The organism is Marinobacter sp. M3C, assembly GCF_023311895.1.
Taxonomy (GTDB): domain Bacteria; phylum Pseudomonadota; class Gammaproteobacteria; order Pseudomonadales; family Oleiphilaceae; genus Marinobacter.
Window position 1 is genome coordinate 2,585,313 of the sequence record NZ_CP092284.1, and the last position, 19,376, is coordinate 2,604,688.

A 19,376-nucleotide genomic window follows, 5' to 3' on the forward strand; every position below is an offset into this window, starting at 1 on the left:
CTCTGGAGATCCATAGAAACACCTCACTTTTTGTGTACCCTTGAAGTCTGGCATGGAAGATAGAAAGGCGCCATATTCCGCCTTTTAAGCCTTCATACGTGGCAATATCCGGGAATTACTGCCACGCTTTTGATTGTGGAAGGAAATGGCTCCACGCTTGAATTGGGATAAGGAGAAACACTATGTATCGCAAAATTCTCGTGCCCGTCGACCTGTCACGTACGGCGCAAATGTCGAAGGCGCTCAACACGGCAATCGACATCGCCAAGCACTATAACGCCGCACTCTGCTACATCGCGGTCACCAACACGGCCCCTTCCGCCGCCGCACACAATCCGGAAGAACTGGCCAAAAATCTCAACACTTTTGCCCAAGAGCAGGGAAAGTTACACGGCGTCGCTACCGACAGCAAAGTGATCTCGACGGCAGATACCGCCGTGGAACTGGATGACCGTTTACTGGAAGCCATCAAAGACACCGGTGCAGACCTGGTCATCATGGCGTCACACCCGCCTGGCACCGGCGATCGATTGCACATTCTCCACTCGAACGGTGCAAACATCGTCAGACACAGTAACGTGTCGGTTTTCGTTGTGCGTGAGGATTAATCTTGTGCGGCGCCGGGGCCCGAGACCTTAATCCTGTCGTTTCGAATGTAAAAGTCTCCGTTGATCGTCAAAGCCAAAGGCTTTCCGCTTAGCGGAGCCTCTTCGGGCAGGCCTCTTTGGGCATGCACGTGCAAATGCGGCTCTGAACTGTTACCAGAATTACCCATCTCCCCAAGCTTGTCACCAATTTCCAGACTGTCTCCGGCCCGTACCTGAATGCTGCCCTGGCGCAAATGCGCCAACACCACAAAGAAATCACCGCAATCAACAGCAACGTAATTGCCCGCTATATTCTCGGGGTCCAATTCAGGAACCTGCATGTCCTGAACACGGTCAACAATTCTGGCGATTTCTCCCTTACAGGGTGCTAATACCGGTGTACCGAAGGTGACATAACGAGTTGGGTCAGCGGGTTGCCAGCCTTCTACATGACGGCCAAACGGCGTAATCCGTACAATGTCGAGCGCGCGGCTCTGGCCCCGCCAGGGCCGGAATCGCTCTACCGATTCGTCCAGTGTATGCAGGTGAATATTGACTAGGCTGCCTGAGCCCCCATACGTCACCAGATAGTCGCCCGCGCCGAAGGGCGGTGCGATGTTCACGGTGTCTACCGACGGGAGTTCACGGCCCAGCCACGCCAGATAACCCATATAGCCACCAATTGCGCCCAGCCCCGCTGCCATCAGCACCAGCGTGGTTGGCCCGGCTGACGCTTGCCAGAATCCGTTGCCCAGGGAGCGGCCTCGCACAAGATGCCAAGCCATGGTCGACAGGAACACAACGCCGTAAAGATACGGCACCCAGAAAGGCGGCATCGTCCATAAAGCCGCGAGCCCTATCCCTAGAATAACCGCGCCAACCGAAATCGCCTGAAGCCCAAAGGCTAGAAAGCCAGCCGCCGGAAACCGTGCAAACCAAAACAGCAGCAGCACCGGCAGAAGAATCTGAGTAACCATGACCATCCAGGACATTAATCGGAGTTCCTTAATTCAAGCCGTAATACTGATAGGGAATGCACACACAGAGCAATTATAAAGAACGCTCATAACCAAAACGCGCTACCACGCCAGCCAGATGACATGCTTCGCGCCCTTTCCGGGGCGATGGGCACGCACCGTCACCGGCTCAACAGAAAGCCCGGTACGCTTGATCCTTTCGGTAAAGGTAGGGTCCTGCCCTGCCGACCAGTAAGCCAGAATGCCTTCGGACGTCAGCGCGGCCTGGGCGGCGGCAATACCGGCGGCGGTGTACAGCCAATCATTTTCCTTACGGGTCATTCCTTCGGGACCGTTGTCGATATCCAGCAAAATGGCGTCATAATGGCCCGGCGAGTCTTTGATCAGCTGCACCACGTCGCCGACGTGCACTTTGGTTCTGGGATCATTCAAGGGATAACCCGCCGCAAGGCCCAATGGCCCGCGATTCCATTCCACTACGTCCGGCACCAACTCGGCCACGATTACTTCAGCCTTATCACCCAAAGCGCCCAGAGCCGCGGCCAGCGTAAAGCCCATGCCCAAACCGCCGATTAGCACGCGCGGTGCGGGGTGATCGGCAATCCGCTCGCAAGCGAGCGTTGCCAAGGCATCTTCGGAGCCATGAAGGCGGCTGTTCATCAGCTCACCGGACTTGCCGGCAATTTTGATCGAAAACTCATCATTGCGCTGGAGCAGGCGCAGCTCCGTGCCTTTGCCCGGAATGGTGGCGGTACCCAGCAGTTCAAAACGGGCCATAAAAACCTCAAAAATTGTCAACACACCGGCAAAGAATTCGCCGCAATATTCAGGCGCGACACTCTATATTCAAGCGCGACACTTTACCACGCCGTTCCTTCTACCCTTCACCTCTACTTACCAGGGCAACTGCTCGCCGTTGCTGTGCCAGAAGGTTCCGGAATTCTCCAGATTCAGCCCTTCAATCAGCGCAACCAATCCTTTCGCGGACTCTTCTGGCGTAATCAGCCCGCCGAAATTCACCATGCGAGTTTTCACATAGCCCGGGTGCAGCTGAGCGACGGCGATACCGTGAGGTTTCAAGTCTGTCGCCAGAGATTTCGCAAACGCGTTCAATGCGGCTTTGGAGGCACGGTAACCGTAGCGACCGCCGGAGTCGTTATCCGCAATCGACCCCATGCGGCTGGTGATATTCGCGATCTTGCCACCGGAAGGCATTTGCGGGAACAGGGCTTCGGCGATTCGCAACGGTGCGTAAGCATTGATCTCCATCTGGGTGCGCAAGGAGTCAAAATCGATGCTGCCCAGTACTTCGTCCTGCAACAGACCCGCGTTGTTAACCAGTACGTCGATTTTAACGCCCTGCAGGCCAGCCATCAGTCTTTCCACACCGGTGTCGGTTGTCACATCCACACCGTCAACAACCTTTGCGGCCGCTTCTGCCAGCTCAGCCGACGTTTCACGACACACACCAATTACCTCACAGCCCTTTGCAGCAAAAAGCCGGGCTAGCTCCAGGCCTATTCCGCGGTTGGCACCGGTGATGACCACTACTCGTTTATTCGACATAACAACACCTCATAGATGAATAGGATAAGATGGCAAAAACGCCCTCCAGACAGGACACAGCCACATTGTCTTCGCCACTTGTATTCGCCGTGTTTGCTCTGGCGCTCATCGCTTTCGCGATATTTTACCTGTTTTTCTACCGCAACTGGCGGCGACAGCGTGAACTGCAACAGCCTTTTCCAAAAGCCTGGCGCACGTTGCTGCGGGCCCATATGCCACTCTATCAAAAACTTCCCCCGCCCCTGAAAAAGCAGCTGGAAGAATACGTTCAGCTTTTTCTTTCCGAAAAGGCATTCTACGGCTGCGCCGGCTTTGATGTGGACGAGCGGGTAAAAATAACCATTGCAGGCCACGCCTGCCTGCTTATTCTGGCCCGCCCCTATGCCTCTTATGACGATGTTCGCAGCATTCTGGTGTACCCGGATGTGTATCGCGTACAAACGGCACAGAGCGATGGCATCGTGGTGAGTGTTAGTGATCAGGTTCGTGCGGGCGAAGCATCTAACCGGGGGCAAGTGGTGTTGGCGTGGTCTGAATGCGAAGAAGGCGCGATGAATTCAGACGGCCCGCACAACGTTATTCTTCATGAGTTCGCCCACCAACTGGACTACCTGGACGGCACTGCAGACGGCGCTCCGCCGCTAAGCGGCGAGCAAGCCCAAGTGTGGCAACAAACCATGACCAAAGCGTATGAGAACTTGCGATCCAGCTTGCAGCACCATCAGAAAAGCTGGCTTGACCCCTACGGCGCCACCAAGCCTGCCGAGTTTTTTGCGGTGCTTACAGAGGCTTTTTTTCAGCAGCCAAAACATTTAAAAGCCGAACAACCGGACGTTTACGACGCACTGCGCGGTTTTTATCGGCTGGACCCCATAGACTTCAGCCGCCACGAAGGTTGAATCGCCTCCTGCCTTTCGCTGTAGGATGCCACGACCTATTTCACACATTAGCGATGATGCAAAAGAGCGCCACCATGATTGATTTCCGCAGTGACACCGTTACCCGGCCTACCCGGGAAATGCGCGAGGCCATGGCCTACGCGGAGGTTGGCGACGATGTTTACGGTGAAGACCCAACCGTGAACAGCCTACAAGCCTATGCAACCGAGCGGCTGGGCTTCGAATCTGCCCTGTTTACGGCCAGCGGCACCCAGGCCAATCTGTTGGCCATCATGAGCCACTGCGGTCGCGGCGACGAATACCTGTGCGGCCAGTCAGCGCACAACTATCGCTACGAAGGCGGTGGCGCCGCCGTACTTGGAAGTGTGCAACCTCAGCCCATCGAGAATGAGCCAGACGGCAGCATTAACCTCGACAAGGCACGCGCAGCGATAAAACCCGGTGACTTTCATTTCGCCATAACGCGCATGCTATCGCTGGAAAACACCATCGGCGGCAAAGTGCTTTCACTGGACTACCAGCGCCAGGCTCGCGCCTTTTGTGATGACCACCGGTTGCAGCTTCACCTGGACGGAGCCCGGGTATTTAACGCAGCGGTAAAATCAAACTGTGATGTAACGGACATAACCAAGCACTACGATTCCGTCAGCGTTTGCCTGTCGAAGGGACTGAGCGCACCAGTAGGATCGCTGTTGTTAGGTTCAACAGCCTTTATCGAGCGAGCAACACGCCTGCGCAAAATGCTCGGCGGCGGCATGCGCCAGGCTGGCATACTGGCAGCGGCCGGGCGCATCGCCCTGGAACGAGGGCCACTGCGACTGCAAGAAGACCATGAAAACGCCCAATGCCTGAGTACTGGGCTTGCCGCCATTTCAGAACTGGAAATTGACCCAAGCCGCACCCAGACCAACATCGTTTACGCCCGCTGCCGCTCGGGCAAAGCCGCGGCGCTGCGCGATTATCTGGCGAGCCAAGGGATTCTCATCACCGCCGGTGAGCCTATTCGCTTTGTGACCCACCGTGACGTTGATAACAACGATATAAAGCAGCTATTAACAGCTATTCAGCGGTTTTATCAGCAGCAGCCTTAACCGTCGATTGGGGGAGGTTGCCCCCCAACATGTTTTCAACGACGGCCGCATTATAGAAAGCTTCGACCTTTTGGATTTTGTCGCCTAGAACACTAAACCAGACTGCCAGCCGTACATCGCCAATCGGTTCAAAATTGGTCCGGTAATCCAGAATTGCGAATACGTGTTCTTCATCGGCACTGAGCTGACGGAGAATCAGGGCTTTCTGAATGGCGACCATCCCGAATTGGTAGGCCATCAAGTCATCCGGGTTCACGAAACGCATGTTTGGTCCAACATATTCAAATCCGTCCGTAACCAGCAAGGCCTTTGCCTCATCAAAACGCTGGGCTTGGATATCAGCAACGAACTGCGCCACGATGTCTTTTGGCTTCATCAATAGACTCCACTTCTAATACGGGAATGGTTTGAATGCCCAGAAACTTGCTAAGCTTTAACGGCGATATAAAAGGCGTTTCTTTGTACAGCAGTGCTTTGGGGTAAAGCGCAAAAGCCACCCCAAGGCGCAGCAAAACAAGCAATGCTTTCTAATGAGTTTGACAAGAACTTCAGTGCCAACCAACGGACACATCAGTCATCTTTCGGGGCAACCGGCTTCGGAGTAACCGGCTTCGGAGCAACCGGCTTCGGGCCTGCAGGAGCAATTTGCCCACTTTTACCTTTAACGACATAATGAACCGCTCCACCAGCCTTTAAAAAGGCCGCTGTTTGCTCTTCAATTGAAGCCGTTGTTACTGAATCTTTTGCGGGTTTCTTGCTCATAGTATTCTCTCGGTTAAATGTTGGTTTATCTGTCCATTTCTACAATGTCTAATCTCGCTACACGAACTGTTTACGCAGCGTCTAGCGGTGTGATTCGGTCAACTTCCTCCTTGACCGATAACGCTGCAGTCCACAAATCAACAGCGTGCTGCGCATTCAGCCAAAACTCCGGAGAATTACCAAACAAACGCGCAAGCCGTAATGCCATTTCAGGGCTGACCGCACGGCGCTCCCGCAGCAGCTCATTGACGGACTGGCGAGATACCCCCAAAGATTCAGCCAATCCAGCAACCGTTAAGTCGTAGTCTGGGATGAAATCCTCTCTCAACATTTCACCAGGATGGGTCGGCTTGTGCTGCATACTGCCAGTGTCAGGAATAGCCACAGTTATTATCTCTCCCAGTGGTTGTTGCATATGACCTTGTACGTATTACCATCGTCAAAAGAAAAGCACATACGCCACTGGTCATTTATCGAAATCGTTTGCTGCTCCTGCCTGCCAGGTTTCGATCGCGGAACGCGAGTGTAATTTGTCACGTTACACATGTCAATTGATGGTCACGCGATGGTGGCTTCGTTTCACTTTTAAATTCTAAACTTCGGATATATTACTGTGAGCACACTTTACCGACGTGAAAAGAACCAAGCCAAGCCTGATCGCAAAGGTCTACACCCAAGAAACCTGCACAAGCAGGGCTATGATTTTCCATCGCTGGTAAAAAGCTGTCCGCCACTCGCCCCCTATGTGCGTAAAAATGCTTACGGCAACCTTTCCATAGAATTCGCAGACCCACTGGCCGTAAAAGCCCTGAATACCGCGCTATTAAAGCAATATTACAGGGTAATTGATTGGGATATTCCAGAGGGCGCTCTTTGTCCGCCCATTCCCGGCAGAGCCGACTACATCCATTACGTAGCCGAATTGCTTGGCGTTGGCGAGCCTACGAAAAACCAGGCTAACACCCAGCCCAACATTTCGTTACTTGATATAGGAACGGGTGCGAATGGGATATACCCGCTACTAGCATGCCAAATATACGGTTGGCGGTCTGTGGGTAGTGATATTAACCATCAGTCACTTGAAAATGTAACTTCGATTATTGCTAATAACCCCTCCCTAAAAGACCGTTTTACACTGCGCACGCAACACGATAAAAATCACATTTTTGAAGGAATCATTCAAACCGGGGAATTCTTTGATGTCAGTGTATGCAACCCGCCGTTTCATGGGTCGCAAGAGGAAGCTCTAACAGGCAGCCAACGTAAAATTAACAACCTTGCTCGTAACCGCGGTGAACAAAAAACCCCGTCTTCCACTCTTAATTTTGGCGGCCTGGAAGCCGAGCTATGGTGTAAAGGTGGCGAACGACTGTTCCTTAAAAAATTCATAAAAGAAAGCCAGGTTTTTTCAACTCAATGCCGCTGGTTTACAAGCCTGGTTTCGAAAATTGACAATGTAAAGCCAGCAAAAAAATTGATTCTTAAGCTTGGCGCCACGGACGTACGGGAAATAGAAATGAAGCAGGGCAATAAAACCACGAGAATATTGGCTTGGACATATATCTAAGTCTCATGCTCCGTTCTGGCGTCAATCATGACGTCGGGACGACGAACGTTTGGGTCGCTACTTCCAGAGCCTCCTGGCAGGGCAACGGACGTGAAATGAGATAACCCTGAGCCTGGTCGCAACCGTGTTCGCGCAGCATTGCAAGCTGCTCCTTGGTTTCCACGCCTTCGGCGATGACCTTAAGCCCCAGACTGTGAGCCATAACGATGATGGTTTTAACAATCACGTTGCTGCCGGGGTCTGTCGTCACTTCGTCAATAAAAGATTTGTCGATCTTGAGCATGTCGATAGGGAAGCGCTTCAGGTAACTCAAGCTGGAATAGCCCGTGCCAAAGTCGTCCAGTGAAACGCTCACGCCCAGCTCGTTCAACTGCTCCATGGTGGCGATGGCCAGTTCAACATCGTAGATCAGAGCGCTTTCCGTGATCTCCAGCTCCAGGTTCGCCGGCGGCATACCGGTTTCATCCAGAATTCGACGGGTCATGGCCACTAGATCTCGCTGATGGAACTGTCGGGCGGACAGGTTCACCGCCACTTTCAGCCCTTGCTGGGCGGCGACTTGGCGACAGGCCTCGCGCAGCACCCATTCGCCGATGGGTATGATTAATCCGGTCTTTTCGGCCAAAGGAATGAAGCGGTCCGGGGCAATCATGCCCTGCGTAGGATGATGCCAGCGCAAGAGGGCCTCTAGCCCGACAACCCGTCCGGAGACAATATCAATCTGGGGCTGATAGTACAGCTGAAACTGACTCTGCCCCAGCGCCTGTCTCAATGGTGTTTCCAGCTCCAACCCGTCATCGAATTTCTGGTCGCCTCCCGATACAAAATGTTGGTAATCATTGCCCCCTTGTTCCTTAATCACGGACATCGCGCTTCTTGCACTGTTGATCAGTGCATCCATGTTTCTGCCTTGATGGGGATACTCCGCGATGCCAATGCTGCACGAGACGAACAATTCCCGACTGCCACCCAAAACAATGAGCGGGTGCAACGCCCCACTAATGGCGTTGGCGATCCCGGCGGCATCACCGGCGCTCTGGCCAGGAAGTAGAACAATGAATTCGTCGCCACCCCAGCGGGATACCGTATCGGCCTTGCCTACGCATGCGCTAATCCGCTCAGCCACCTGTCGGAGCACCTCGTCGCCGCCGGCATGACCAAAGCTGTCGTTGACCTGCTTAAAGCGATCAATGTCCATATACAAAATACTGACAATGCCCTGATAGCTGTCGGCCTGAAACATGGCCTGCTGGAGCCGGTCGGTAAGCAGCCGGCGGTTTGGCAGATCGGTGACTTTGTCAAAATGCGCGAGATACGCGAGCTTCTGGCTTTTATCCAGGTTGGCAATCGCGAATGAGATATCGCCGGCCACTTCCAGTAAAAGCTTGAGTTCCGGCTCGTCGAAAAAAAACGACTCGCGCCCGCACAGCAATAAGACCACTTCCGGTGAATGGTTATTTGAAGTCAGCGGGAACGCTGCCAAGGCACGTATACCAAGCTTGGCGAGACCTGCAGCGTCGTCGTCAGGGTGCCCGGTCAAGTCATTACGCACAACAACACGATGTTGCTGCACGCACTCGCGGATGGAGTCCACCTCGGAGCCCGTCAACAGCCGATCTTCAATCTGCTCTTCGGCGGCGTGCGCGTGTAGAATTTTGCACTGCTGCAGTTTGCTGTCGTACTGCACTATTAACGCGGCAGGCAGCTCGCCGTCTTCCACCGCGATGCGTGTCGCTGCCTCGAAGAGCGCATCGCGAGTCTGGGTGCGCACAATGAGGGTGTTAATACCGCTTAACACTTTGTGCATGCGGTTAAGGCGCAGCATTTTCTGCTCGGACGCCACACGGTCGGTAATGTCCACAACAGCTGCCATAACATAGCGACCATCAGCCGTCTGAACCGGGTTCAGCGCGATTTCGGCACGAAATTCGGTGCCGTCCTGGCGCAAAGCGAACAGCTCGCGCCCTTCCCCTATGATTCGCTGCGCGGGGTTGCGCATGTACTCACGGCGATAACCTTTATGGCTTTGACGGAACTGATCGGGTAGCAATTGCTCAACAGATAGCCCCACCAACCCATGATCCGGGTAACGAAAGACTGAATGTACGAGCCGGTTGGCCATCCGGATAACGCCATTCTGATCGATCATAATTGTGGCCACAGGGGAAGCGTCGATGGTGGAGCGGAAGCGTTCTTCCTCACAGTTGAGCGCGTCGGCACCAAGCCAGCTGACAAAGCCCAGCACCAGGATGCTGGACAGACTGCTCAGTGCAAAGCCGAATGCCTCGGAATAGTAGCCAGCCAACACGCCCTGCATGCTCAGCCAGCTCGTAAGGATTGGAGTCACCGCAATGAACGGCAGCAGGTGCCGCAGCGAACGGCCACCAATGTAACGACTGGTGGCCGAGCTCATGAGGCCTTCGCCGGGCTGCACGAGCAGAGTGCCCAAGCCACAGAGCACGAACAGCAAGGCCGTGTGCAGGGCCATAGTCGAGAACACAGGCAACCTGAACTCCTTCACGCCAAACACAAAGCCGATCAGCGCTGCGCTGCTGATAATGGTCATTGCCAAGGCGAGAAGTTGCATCATCACAGTGGAGTGGCGTATCGGAGACATACTGGCCAGCCACGCGAAACCGATCAAGCTGAAACACAGCGCCGTGGCTCCCGACATCCGCCCGGGCCCGTTCTCTGCCGCGGTTGCCGTGTCCAAAAACACAAGATTATCGATGCCAAGCGACCAACCTGACGCATATTCGAAAATCGTGAGGCCTGATACCAGAAGTATAAAAACAATCAAAAACGCCGCGACCGGATCGCGGCCGGGCGCCTTAGCGCATAACTTACGCCTCAGAATGACGCCACAAGCGATGAAGCAGACTGCCGTGTTGAACTTCATTGACTGTAAGGCGGGCAGCACTCGCTTTCCGGCTTCGATATCAAAGACCCATGACAGAAACACAAAAACGCTGATGCCGATGATCACCCAGCTGATCTGGTTAGCGATACTTCTGTAAATTCCCTGCGAGCCCAGCGCTTCAACTTTGTGCGTGTCGTTTACCCCTGGCATAGCTTTCTCCGTTTACCCACCTGGGGTGAGCTCGGCGTGTCTGAGCCGGTTTTCCAGCCGATAGACACCATATATACAACGTACGCCTAATAATCGGGAGATGAAAGATAAGTTGAATAAAAAGTCAGTGTTTCCGGGCGGCTAGATTAGGGAGAATACTTCAGTTCTATTCCTACCCAAGTCTTTCGCTTTATATAACGCGATATCAGCTTTACCTACCATCTCTTCGAAAGACATTTCACCATCAAATAAACTAACCCCAATACTTACGGTTAACGCTTCTTCGTCAATTAATATCTTATTCGCTAGACCGTGCAGTCTTTTCGAAAAAATCATCGTTTGTTCTAAGTTAGTGTCCGGCAATAAAATCAAAAACTCTTCCCCGCCAAATCGAGAAATTAAATCGCTTTCCCTGCCACATTCTGTTAACAACCGACCAAAATCTCTTAATACCTTGTCTCCTTCTGAATGGCCATGCCTATCATTAATTCGCTTGAAAAAATCTATATCGATCATAAGAATCGACAAGGAATTTTTCGTTCTGGAAAACTGAGACAAAACAGGTATTGATCGAGATTTAACTTCCCGCCTATTTAAAAGGCCTGTTAACTCATCGATGGACGCCAACTCCTTCAACTCGAGGGCTTGCAATTCCAATTTTTCACGAGCTTGAATAAGCTCTTCATACAGCTTGTCTCTATCGCTTGCATCAAAAAAAGCCCAATAGACATTTCCATTCACACCTATCTTTGCATTAACGGTAATAGGAATACGTATTCCATTTCTATTTACAATAATCAACTGCATTTCTCCACAATATTTTTCATGCAATAATGTGGGAATAAAATAACTTTGATAAAAAACTTTAGAGGCTTTCGTTAAAATGCTTTCTACATTACGGCCAACAAGAAAGCTTTTATCCCAACAAAACTCATTAAAAAAATAATCATTCGCATCAAGAATGACATGCTCAGCGCTCGTGACCAGCGCGCCGCAAGGTAAATTATCCAACATAAATTCATTATCAATATTAGCCAAGTTATTTTTCATTTAGGTATTTTATTAATAGAGGTGCGATTTTTTCAGGGTGCGTCATATGTAAACAGTGCCCTTCCGCTTTAATGATTTCTATTGATGCATTTTGTATTTCATTCTGCATGTATTCACCAACTGACTTAGCGGCTAAGGCGTCATCATCACTTTGGAATATTAATGTTGGATGTATAACTTGACTTAAATTTTCTCTGTGGTCAGAAAAGAATGTCGCCTTAGCAAAGCTTTTAGCAATGAGAGGGTCAGTAGAACAAAAACTGCTTGAAAGTTCATCGGTCAGCATTTCCGAGTTATTAACGCCCATCACTAAGGGTGCTAGATACTCGGCCCAGCCAATGTAATTTTTATCCATTAAGCCTAACAATTCATGCAGATCTGCCTCATCAAAACCACCAAAATATTTAGGAGGAAAGTTCAAAAAGCAAGGCGTTGGGCACACCATAACCAGCTTGGAAAAATACTCTGGTTTTTTATAGCGGCCAACAAACCAATAATACTACTGACAGAGTGACCAACTAAATTCACATTATTAAGTGATAATGCATTGCACACGTCTAGAATATCTTCGGCGTACCCATCTAATGTATTATATTTCTGTGGCTGAAACTGCGATACGTCAGATTTCCCCGACCCCACATAATCAAACAAAATAATCTTATAGTCGCCGTTAATATGCGGCAATAAAAATCGCCACATATTTTGGTCACATCCAAATCCATTTGCTAACAGCACCGTTATATTGCCTTCACCTAAAACGGTAACATTATTTCTTGTTAGCACGTCTATATTAGTACCCATAATTATAACTCTCGCACTAAATCACACCGTATATGGCAGTAAAAAACAACTATCTATTAGTATTAATGTAAATCTTAGATAATACTAACAAAATAAATAATATTTAATAAATTCAAAATTAAAGTGAATAATAAAATATGCTAAATTTAGGTGAATCTTTATAAATTTCATATAACTGTAATACATACGTTCCCTTGGCAAGCAGAGTTTCATCCACTGACACAGTTCTGTGACTGTGTCCGAACGTTACCCGGGCTTGACGTTCAACCGGAATTTTCTCACGCTGCTGTAGCCACTCGAAGGTACAGAAAACCGGATAGCCGAAGCCCGACTGCCAGCTTCTGGCGCAGAGCATGCGCAATACGGCAATTAATAGTCGGGAAATTGAAATGAAGCAGGAGAGCTGTGAATTGTTAGGCTAAAGTAAACGGGAGATACAGCTCCGATTGATCTTCAGTGGAGTCTGTTCTGCGTCATTCAGTTCCAGGAGTCTTTCATGGCCAGAAAAAAAGCCGGTAAAGCGACCTTTGTGCTTCGGGAAGCACGCGAAGAGGACCTTCCGGTACTCGTGGAGTTCCTCGCTAAACTTGCGCTGCATGTTTCTGGATCACCGCCGCAGAATCTCAGGCAAATTGAGCATAACCGGCTATTGAATGTGCTGCGCTCTTCATTGGGAGATGATAATAAATTACTGGCTGTGGCCGAGAACCCGGATGCCGGCCTCATCGGAATGGGCTATATCTATGTGTGGCACAGTCAAGGAATTTGGGAACAAGCGGAAGCGTTGGTTTTTAGATCAGGAATAATTGACGATGTGTGGGTGGCGCCCGAGTTTCGGAACCTTGGTGTTTTCAAGGCCCTGCTACGAGAGCTGGTTGGGTTTGCGGAAAGCCACAATGTACATGAGCTGGTCCTCGAATACGCTAAATCTAATAAAGAGGCTAAAGCAGCGTGGACCAAATTAGGCTTTAAAACCACCGGTATTCGCGCCGCGGCCTTCACCTCAACTGTGAAGGAAGCCCTTGCGTCACAGCAACCATGAGGAGCCTGTCGAAATCGTTTCGAAACTGTTTCGAAACGTTAGCTACGGCAAGCAACCGAAAGAGCTCAAGAAGGAGAGTGTCTTGTGATCGGCGATCGCAGTGTCAATGTGTTTTATGATGAGATAATGCTGGGGCATAATCCCGAGGTGGATCTGCCGTTCATTCCTAGCCGGGTAGAAAAACGAGTCAGGACTATTCTCCAGGGACTGGATTTTAAATGGAGCTATCCTGAACATCCGGGGCGGTTGGCGGCGATCAAAGCGCATCTGGATAAAAACCCCATACCCGGCGTTCATTTCCAGTCAGGAGCGCCCGCTGCCACCTACGATCAACTGGCACGCGTGCACATCACGTCCTATCTGGACCATCTCTTTTCACTGGATGGCAAACGCGCCTGGCTTGACAGAGACACCACGGCGGTTTCCCCCGACAGTATCAAAGCGGCCACCGCGGCAGCCGGCAACGCCATTGCTGCCGTGGAAAGCGTTTGCAAGGGTGAGGCACAAAGCGCCTTCGCCCTTGTGCGCCCGCCAGGACATCACGCCGAGCCCGTGCGTGCACGGGGCTTCTGCCTACTGAACAACGTTGCCGTAGCGGCCGCCCATGCCCAGGCAAAGCTGGGCTGTGAACGTGTTCTGATCATTGACTGGGATGTGCACCACGGCAATGGCACCCAGGATATTTTCTGGGCAGACCCGGATGTGCTGTTCTTTGACACCCATTGCGCCGCACCGTTTTATCCCGGATCTGGTCTGATTGAAGAAGTGGGTGTTGGCTTAGGTGAAGGCTACACCATCAACGTCCCACTTCCAGAAACCACCGGCGACATTGCCTACGAGAAGGTCTTCCGAGACATACTGGTGCCCGCCGCAGAGCACTTTAAACCGGACCTGGTACTGGTCTCGGCAGGGTTTGACCCCCACCACAACGATATGGCGATGAACCTCACCTATGACGGTTTTAAAGTGTTGACCAGAATCGTTCAGGACATTGCTGACACACACTGCGAGGGCAAGCTCGCGTTCGTTCTGGAGGGTGGATACAACCTTTCCTCGCTGGCCAAAGGTGTTCACGCTGTGCTTGAGGTGCTAACGGGTGGCGACGTACCCAAACTCTGGGAAGCAGGCGTCAAGGAAGCTGGAGAAGCCGCAGAGTTCCACCGGTCGGCTTTCAGCGACGAAGAATAGATTTTCAGCCTGGCACGGCAACGTGTTGATAAACGTTCGGGCCAAGCTGCAGGAAGAGCGGGCGAGCAGCCATTAACCTTCTTTTCCATCATTCCGACAATCTCCTGCGACGTCTGCACCATGGGCTCGAAATGCACATGCTCCCCTGCGATCAGAACCGACACGTGTCTGACCTGATAAATCGCACAGGGCCTTCACCTTCTGCGACGCGCTCGGGCAGAAGAATGACGCCAGATATGATATGTTGGCGATTTAATTATATTCTACGAAAATGACATTAACGGATAAACAGTTAAGTGCGACTGCATTGGCCCCTCATTTTTCTTCTGATTATTGTGAACCTGACAACGTGCGCGCGGGCTGAATCCGATGCCGATGACGGAGCAGTGCCTGTCATTGACGTTCGGACCGTATACCAGGACGCAGTGGTCGGTCAGATGGCATTTCTCGCTGAACAAGAAGAGGCGCTCTCCGTTGACGAGGTTCAGTCCCTGATTCGCGGAAATCACACTGTCCTGAAGTACCCTGAGTCCAGCGTGTTAACCAGAGGCATCAATTCCGGTGCAATCTGGCTGGTGGCGAATGTTCTCAATCCGACCGATGACACCATTTTCCGCCGCGTGTCCGTCAGAACAGGCTGGTTGGAGCACGTCGACTTCTTTTTCATCACAGAAGGCCGGCTGCCACAGCACTTTATCGGTGGTGATCGTATTCCGCTGAATGAGCGCTCCCTCGCCAAACGCATACCCAGTGCCGACTATCCGTTTCCGCCCGGCGAGACACGCCTGTTGCTGCGGATTGAGACAGCAGACCCAATGGTGGTGCCACTGTATTTTTCCAGTATTGCGGCCAGCCACAGTCGAGAGCAGTCAGAAACGGCGTTCTACAGCTTCGTCTACGGCGTCATGTTTGCACTTTCAGCCTGCAGCCTGATGCTGTTCGCCGGCCTTCGGCAGCGGCGTTATCTGCTCTACTCGCTCTACACCGGCAGCTTTGTGGCCACGACGGCATCCTACAACGGTATCGGAATGGCCCTGCTCTGGCCCGAGGCGGTGGACTGGCAACAATGGGCGCCACCCCTACTGATGCTGTGTTTTGCCAGTTCCGGCTTGGCGTTTGCGACGAATTTTCTGAACATCAAGCGCTGCCAACCACGGTTCCACAGAACCCTCCAGACAATCAGCGTGGCTTATTTTGCGCTTTTTGCTGCCTGTTTCGCCTTAGACGAACAGGGCCTGGCGTTGCGCCTGGCATTCCTGGTTGTGCCGGTGTTCAGTGTATTGATGGTCTACATGGGCGTGTCGAGCTGGGTGGCGGGCAACCAGTCCGCACGCTATTTCATGCTGGGCACATTAGCCTCCGTTGTTGGCGCTTCGATTACGGCCTCAACGGTAACCGGCATGATTCCTTATACCCAGCTTGGGTACTACGCCGTGGACATCGGCATGGTAGTGGATGCCATACTGTTGATGTTGGCGCTGGCCGATCTGGTTCGTAAAAACGAAGAGGCCCGAACGGCAGCCGAACAAAATGCACAGACTGACCTGCTGACCGGCCTGAACAATCGGCGCGGTTTTCTGCCTGTCGCCGAATCACTATGGAGCCTGGTCACGCGCAAGAACAGAAACGTCTGTGTGGCAATGATCGATATTGACCGTTTCAAGAACATCAATGATCAATATGGCCATGCCGTCGGCGACAAGGTCTTGAAGGCAGTTGCTGACGAGCTTGATAGATCGCGGCGCCGCGGCGACCTCCTGGCCCGCTGGGGGGGTGAGGAATTCACTCTTTTGTTGCCGGAAACGAGCGAGGCGGAGGCTCTCAAAGTGGCCGAACGTTTCCGCCACAATATTGAGCAGCTGGTGACCAATGACCGCGGCAGGCTGATTCAATGCACCATCAGCATCGGTGTCACCAGCCGCCATGCTGAACATGTCACCCTGGACCAAGCTATTGCCAGGGCCGATGAGGAACTCTACCGGGCCAAGCTGCAAGGGCGCAATCAGGTCTCTTTTGGCCGCATGTCAGGGTTGTCATCATAGAGAATGGCGCATCACGTTTTCTATGCTCGCAGTGGACAAAACCACAAGATTGGCCTTCATGGAGGACGAGCTGGCCGCTGCTTGTGAGGCTGAAATAATGTGTTCCTCCGTCACTCCGATTGACGCAAGACCGGGTAATCCATTCTGAATAATCCATTGCCGAAAACGGTGCAATGCTTGGCCTCTGGAGGTCTCAAATACTTCAGCAATCCAGTCAATCACCCGATCGATACGAGCGATGTGATCTACTTCAACTACGTTATCGCGGTTAGCCGCTATGCCCGCTGGTAACAATGCGCCGCATATCGCGCCGTGCGGCGCACCGCATAGTCCGCCTAACGGGCCAGCAATGCCGTGAACAACACCCAGCCCCGAGTTCGCAAGCGCAAGGCCACCGAAAAGGCTCACCTGAGCCAGCGAGTCACGCGCTTCTTCGGATTCCCTGTCCATTAATTGCTTTAAAGCCTGGAGCCCCTTGGGGATAGCCTCCTGACACAACATGTCCGTAAACAGATTTGAGCGCGACGAAAGAAACGGCTCGATTACCTGAGTAACAGCATCCAGCCCCGAGTATAAGCTGACTTGCCGGGGGCAGTTGTCGGTAAGCGCAGGGTCTACCAAAGCAAGATCCGGGAGTAACTGGTTATCCCTGAGACTCACCTTGCGCCGGGCTTCCGGAATATCAATAACCGCGTTTCGAGTGACTTCTGCACCTGTGCCAGAGGTGGTGGGAACCAGAATCAACGGCAGGCGTTTGGCTGACAGTGGCAACCCGCTTCCGACGACCTCCAGATGGCTGATCAAATCTGTCTGACTGGGCAGCATAGCCGCAAGTACTTTAGCGGCATCCATAACAGAACCACCGCCGATACCGAGGACCAGGTCTATTCCCAGTAACTTGCCGTGATCAATAGCCTCCATCAGTGTTTGCAGATCTGGCTCTTTCTCAATGGACAGCGTTTGCACGATATCGACGGTCTTTAATGACGCAAAGACACCAGAGAGCCTGCCTGGATTTCTACCATGCACTACTAATGCTCGCGTACCCAGTTTTGTCGCCCGATCGTTTAATTGGGCTATGTGCCCCCGTCCGAACAGTATCTCTGCCGGGGTTACCAAGCCAAAAGCGCCTAACATAGAATGTATCATCCTGAATATGAATGGCATTCCCCCTGGCCAAACAGAAGGAATAAACAATAGAGATATCAAAAGTAATGACTAAATTTGCCGGCAGCAAGATTTTTATAGGATCTGTCCATCCTGAGGCTTAACGCTGAAGCGAAGGAAGCGGTGCGCCCGCTTGGTAAGCTCTCATCCTTCAGGAACCAAACGTTGCAGATAACCCACTTAATTGACGGGTTACGTGGTGCGAGGCGCAAACATGATGATGGCCATGCCCAAAAGTGCCACCGCAGAGCCCACTACGTCCCATGTTGTTGGTCGAATTCCGTTGACTGTCCACAGCCACAAAATCGCCATAAAAATATAAACACCACCATAGGCTGCATACACCCTGCCCGCCGCCATTGGATGTAACGACAGCAGCCAGACAAACGCGACCAAACTCAGAGCACCGGGTACCAGAAGCCAGATTGTTTTGCCTTCCCGAAGCCAAAGATATGGCAAATAACAGCCAAGAATTTCCGCTAATGCAGTGATGATAAAAAGGCCAAAAGTCTTCAATTCAGGCAAATCATTTACTCCTTGGCAGCAGCGTGCATTACGCATCTGGTGATCCGATTTGTTAATGAAAAAATATTATCTTCATGCTGCTCGATTGCTTTACGTGCTAAACAATATTTTCTGTTAGATAACGGAGGTGTTTGCCACTGGTGCCACAACAACCGCCTAGTACTTTTAGTCCAAAATCCCGGTTCAGCTGAACCATAAGGCTACCCCACTCCGAAACAGATTCAGATTTTAGCTCTGTGGAACCGTCTAGTTCCGCATGGCTAAGAGATGACGCGTTCGCCTGAATACCGATCAGCCGCTCAAATACTTTTTCAGAAAGAGTCTTTGGGTTCAAAAATGACGGGTAGGAACAGTTAATAAAATAGCCGAGCGGGTGGTTCACAGTCTTGGAATCCACGTATTCAATTGCTTTCTGGATGTCCATTCCATCCAGAACCTTACCATCAGAGCCGATCACGAAACTGATAATGTAAGGTAATCCAGTTGCTTCCATGGCTAAAGCAATTCCAGCCGCCTCCTCTACAGAGGGCAAGGTTACTGCCATTAGAAAATCAACTTCTGCACTGGCTAGCTGATTGATCTGCCATTGATGAAACTCGCTCGCTTCACTCAGTGACAATCCTTCGTCAGGCAAATAACAATCGTTCTTGCAGCCTATCAGGCCACCAACTTTAACGGGTACTTTTCTAGGTTCTTCGGCAACCAGTTCTTTTAGAAACGTGGCGGCCTCAACATTAATGTCCTGCCGCTGGTTTGAGGCTTGCACTCTCTCCTTATTTGCCCGCCAGGTCGGTGTGCAAAGCAAGATAGGCCTGTCATTGGCTTCCGCGATGCCTAAATATTCCTGATACAGGTTCGTCAGTGCAGCCCTACCCTCTTCAGTAAATACCAGGGGGGCATGCATCAGTCTGCCGTCTAGCTCTATCAGTTTGTTGCGGCGGAGCCTTTCGACGATGGCGGCCTCAGCGACAATAAAATCATGTTGTTCTAGAAGCTCTTTCATAAAAAACTCGTTGGCAACTTTAGGTCATTGACACTAATG

Annotated in this window: 20 protein-coding genes; 7 read left to right on the forward strand and 13 right to left on the reverse strand. The window is 51.7% G+C overall.

What is annotated here, in order from left to right:
• Positions 1-182 precede the first annotated feature (182 nt).
• The gene (locus MIH18_RS12100) at positions 183-608 is read left to right on the forward strand and encodes a universal stress protein (protein WP_249006730.1); all 426 of its coding nucleotides are present in this window, start codon (positions 183-185) and stop codon (positions 606-608) included.
• On the opposite strand, the gene MIH18_RS12105 is transcribed toward MIH18_RS12100, so the two are convergent.
• The 3 genes from MIH18_RS12105 to MIH18_RS12115 all read right to left on the reverse strand — a co-directional run bounded on the left by MIH18_RS12105 (position 605) and on the right by MIH18_RS12115 (position 3,130).
• Entirely contained in the window at positions 605-1,579 is a 975-nt protein-coding gene (locus tag MIH18_RS12105) for a M23 family metallopeptidase (RefSeq protein WP_249012502.1), read from the reverse strand. The two genes, MIH18_RS12100 and MIH18_RS12105, sit on opposite strands and share 4 nt — an antisense overlap.
• 87 nt (positions 1,580-1,666) lie before the next feature.
• Positions 1,667-2,341 carry a hypothetical protein gene (locus tag MIH18_RS12110; RefSeq protein ID WP_249012503.1) on the reverse strand — a complete coding sequence of 225 codons (675 nt, stop codon included), beginning with the start codon at positions 2,339-2,341 and terminating at the stop codon, positions 1,667-1,669.
• A 117-nt stretch (positions 2,342-2,458) separates the two neighbouring features.
• Positions 2,459-3,130: an SDR family oxidoreductase gene (locus MIH18_RS12115; RefSeq protein WP_249012504.1), complete on the reverse strand. Its 672-nt coding sequence runs from the start codon at positions 3,128-3,130 to the stop codon at positions 2,459-2,461.
• Positions 3,131-3,195: 65 nt separating this feature from the next.
• On the opposite strand from MIH18_RS12115, the gene MIH18_RS12120 reads away from it, so the two are divergent.
• Entirely contained in the window at positions 3,196-4,029 is an 834-nt protein-coding gene (locus tag MIH18_RS12120) for a M90 family metallopeptidase (protein ID WP_249006734.1), read from the forward strand.
• Between the two features lie 74 nt (positions 4,030-4,103).
• Positions 4,104-5,120: a low-specificity L-threonine aldolase gene (ltaE, locus tag MIH18_RS12125; protein ID WP_249012505.1), complete on the forward strand. Its 1,017-nt coding sequence runs from the start codon at positions 4,104-4,106 to the stop codon at positions 5,118-5,120.
• Here the strand turns inward: ltaE and MIH18_RS12130 are convergent.
• From MIH18_RS12130 to MIH18_RS12140, 3 genes are all read right to left on the reverse strand, one after another.
• Entirely contained in the window at positions 5,089-5,496 is a 408-nt protein-coding gene (locus MIH18_RS12130; RefSeq protein WP_249006736.1) for a nuclear transport factor 2 family protein, read from the reverse strand. The two genes, ltaE and MIH18_RS12130, sit on opposite strands and share 32 nt — an antisense overlap.
• Before the next feature lie 194 nt (positions 5,497-5,690).
• Entirely contained in the window at positions 5,691-5,882 is a 192-nt protein-coding gene (locus MIH18_RS12135; protein ID WP_249012506.1) for a hypothetical protein, read from the reverse strand.
• A 70-nt stretch (positions 5,883-5,952) separates the two neighbouring features.
• Entirely contained in the window at positions 5,953-6,267 is a 315-nt protein-coding gene (locus MIH18_RS12140) for a HigA family addiction module antitoxin (protein ID WP_249006738.1), read from the reverse strand.
• Between the two features lie 228 nt (positions 6,268-6,495).
• On the opposite strand from MIH18_RS12140, the gene rlmF reads away from it, so the two are divergent.
• Positions 6,496-7,449 (forward strand): 23S rRNA (adenine(1618)-N(6))-methyltransferase RlmF, encoded by a 954-nt coding sequence (gene rlmF / locus MIH18_RS12145; RefSeq protein WP_249012507.1) that lies wholly within the window; start codon positions 6,496-6,498, stop codon positions 7,447-7,449.
• 25 nt (positions 7,450-7,474) lie between these two features.
• Here rlmF and MIH18_RS12150 read toward each other — a convergent pair whose 3' ends face one another.
• The 4 genes from MIH18_RS12150 to MIH18_RS12165 all read right to left on the reverse strand — a co-directional run bounded on the left by MIH18_RS12150 (position 7,475) and on the right by MIH18_RS12165 (position 12,370).
• Entirely contained in the window at positions 7,475-10,519 is a 3,045-nt protein-coding gene (locus MIH18_RS12150; RefSeq protein WP_249012508.1) for an EAL domain-containing protein, read from the reverse strand.
• 141 nt (positions 10,520-10,660) lie between these two features.
• Positions 10,661-11,557 (reverse strand): GGDEF domain-containing protein, encoded by an 897-nt coding sequence (locus tag MIH18_RS12155; RefSeq protein ID WP_249012509.1) that lies wholly within the window; start codon positions 11,555-11,557, stop codon positions 10,661-10,663.
• A 1-nt stretch (position 11,558) separates the two neighbouring features.
• Positions 11,559-11,990 carry an alpha/beta hydrolase gene (locus MIH18_RS12160; RefSeq protein ID WP_249012510.1) on the reverse strand — a complete coding sequence of 144 codons (432 nt, stop codon included), beginning with the start codon at positions 11,988-11,990 and terminating at the stop codon, positions 11,559-11,561.
• Positions 11,987-12,370 (reverse strand): alpha/beta hydrolase, encoded by a 384-nt coding sequence (locus MIH18_RS12165; protein WP_249012511.1) that lies wholly within the window; start codon positions 12,368-12,370, stop codon positions 11,987-11,989. The genes MIH18_RS12160 and MIH18_RS12165 overlap by 4 nt, the downstream gene beginning before the upstream one ends.
• Positions 12,371-12,866: 496 nt before the next feature.
• Here MIH18_RS12165 and MIH18_RS12170 point away from each other — a divergent pair, with 496 nt between their 5' ends.
• The 3 genes from MIH18_RS12170 (at position 12,867) to MIH18_RS12180 (ending at position 16,642) form a co-directional block, all read left to right on the forward strand.
• A complete protein-coding gene (locus tag MIH18_RS12170; protein ID WP_249006744.1) occupies positions 12,867-13,412 on the forward strand; it encodes an N-acetyltransferase in 546 nt (181 codons plus the stop codon).
• An 84-nt stretch (positions 13,413-13,496) separates the two neighbouring features.
• A complete protein-coding gene (locus MIH18_RS12175; protein WP_249012512.1) occupies positions 13,497-14,600 on the forward strand; it encodes a histone deacetylase in 1,104 nt (367 codons plus the stop codon).
• A 296-nt stretch (positions 14,601-14,896) separates the two neighbouring features.
• Entirely contained in the window at positions 14,897-16,642 is a 1,746-nt protein-coding gene (locus MIH18_RS12180) for a diguanylate cyclase (RefSeq protein ID WP_249012513.1), read from the forward strand.
• Here the strand turns inward: MIH18_RS12180 and MIH18_RS12185 are convergent.
• From MIH18_RS12185 to MIH18_RS12195, 3 genes are all read right to left on the reverse strand, one after another.
• Complete coding sequence (locus MIH18_RS12185) at positions 16,637-17,779, reverse strand: iron-containing alcohol dehydrogenase (protein ID WP_249012514.1); 1,143 nt, start codon at positions 17,777-17,779, stop codon at positions 16,637-16,639. The two genes, MIH18_RS12180 and MIH18_RS12185, sit on opposite strands and share 6 nt — an antisense overlap.
• 222 nt (positions 17,780-18,001) lie before the next feature.
• Positions 18,002-18,334 carry a YnfA family protein gene (locus MIH18_RS12190; protein WP_249012515.1) on the reverse strand — a complete coding sequence of 111 codons (333 nt, stop codon included), beginning with the start codon at positions 18,332-18,334 and terminating at the stop codon, positions 18,002-18,004.
• A 97-nt stretch (positions 18,335-18,431) separates the two neighbouring features.
• The gene (locus tag MIH18_RS12195) at positions 18,432-19,337 is read right to left on the reverse strand and encodes a homocysteine S-methyltransferase family protein (protein ID WP_249006749.1); all 906 of its coding nucleotides are present in this window, start codon (positions 19,335-19,337) and stop codon (positions 18,432-18,434) included.
• Positions 19,338-19,376: the final 39 nt, after the last annotated feature.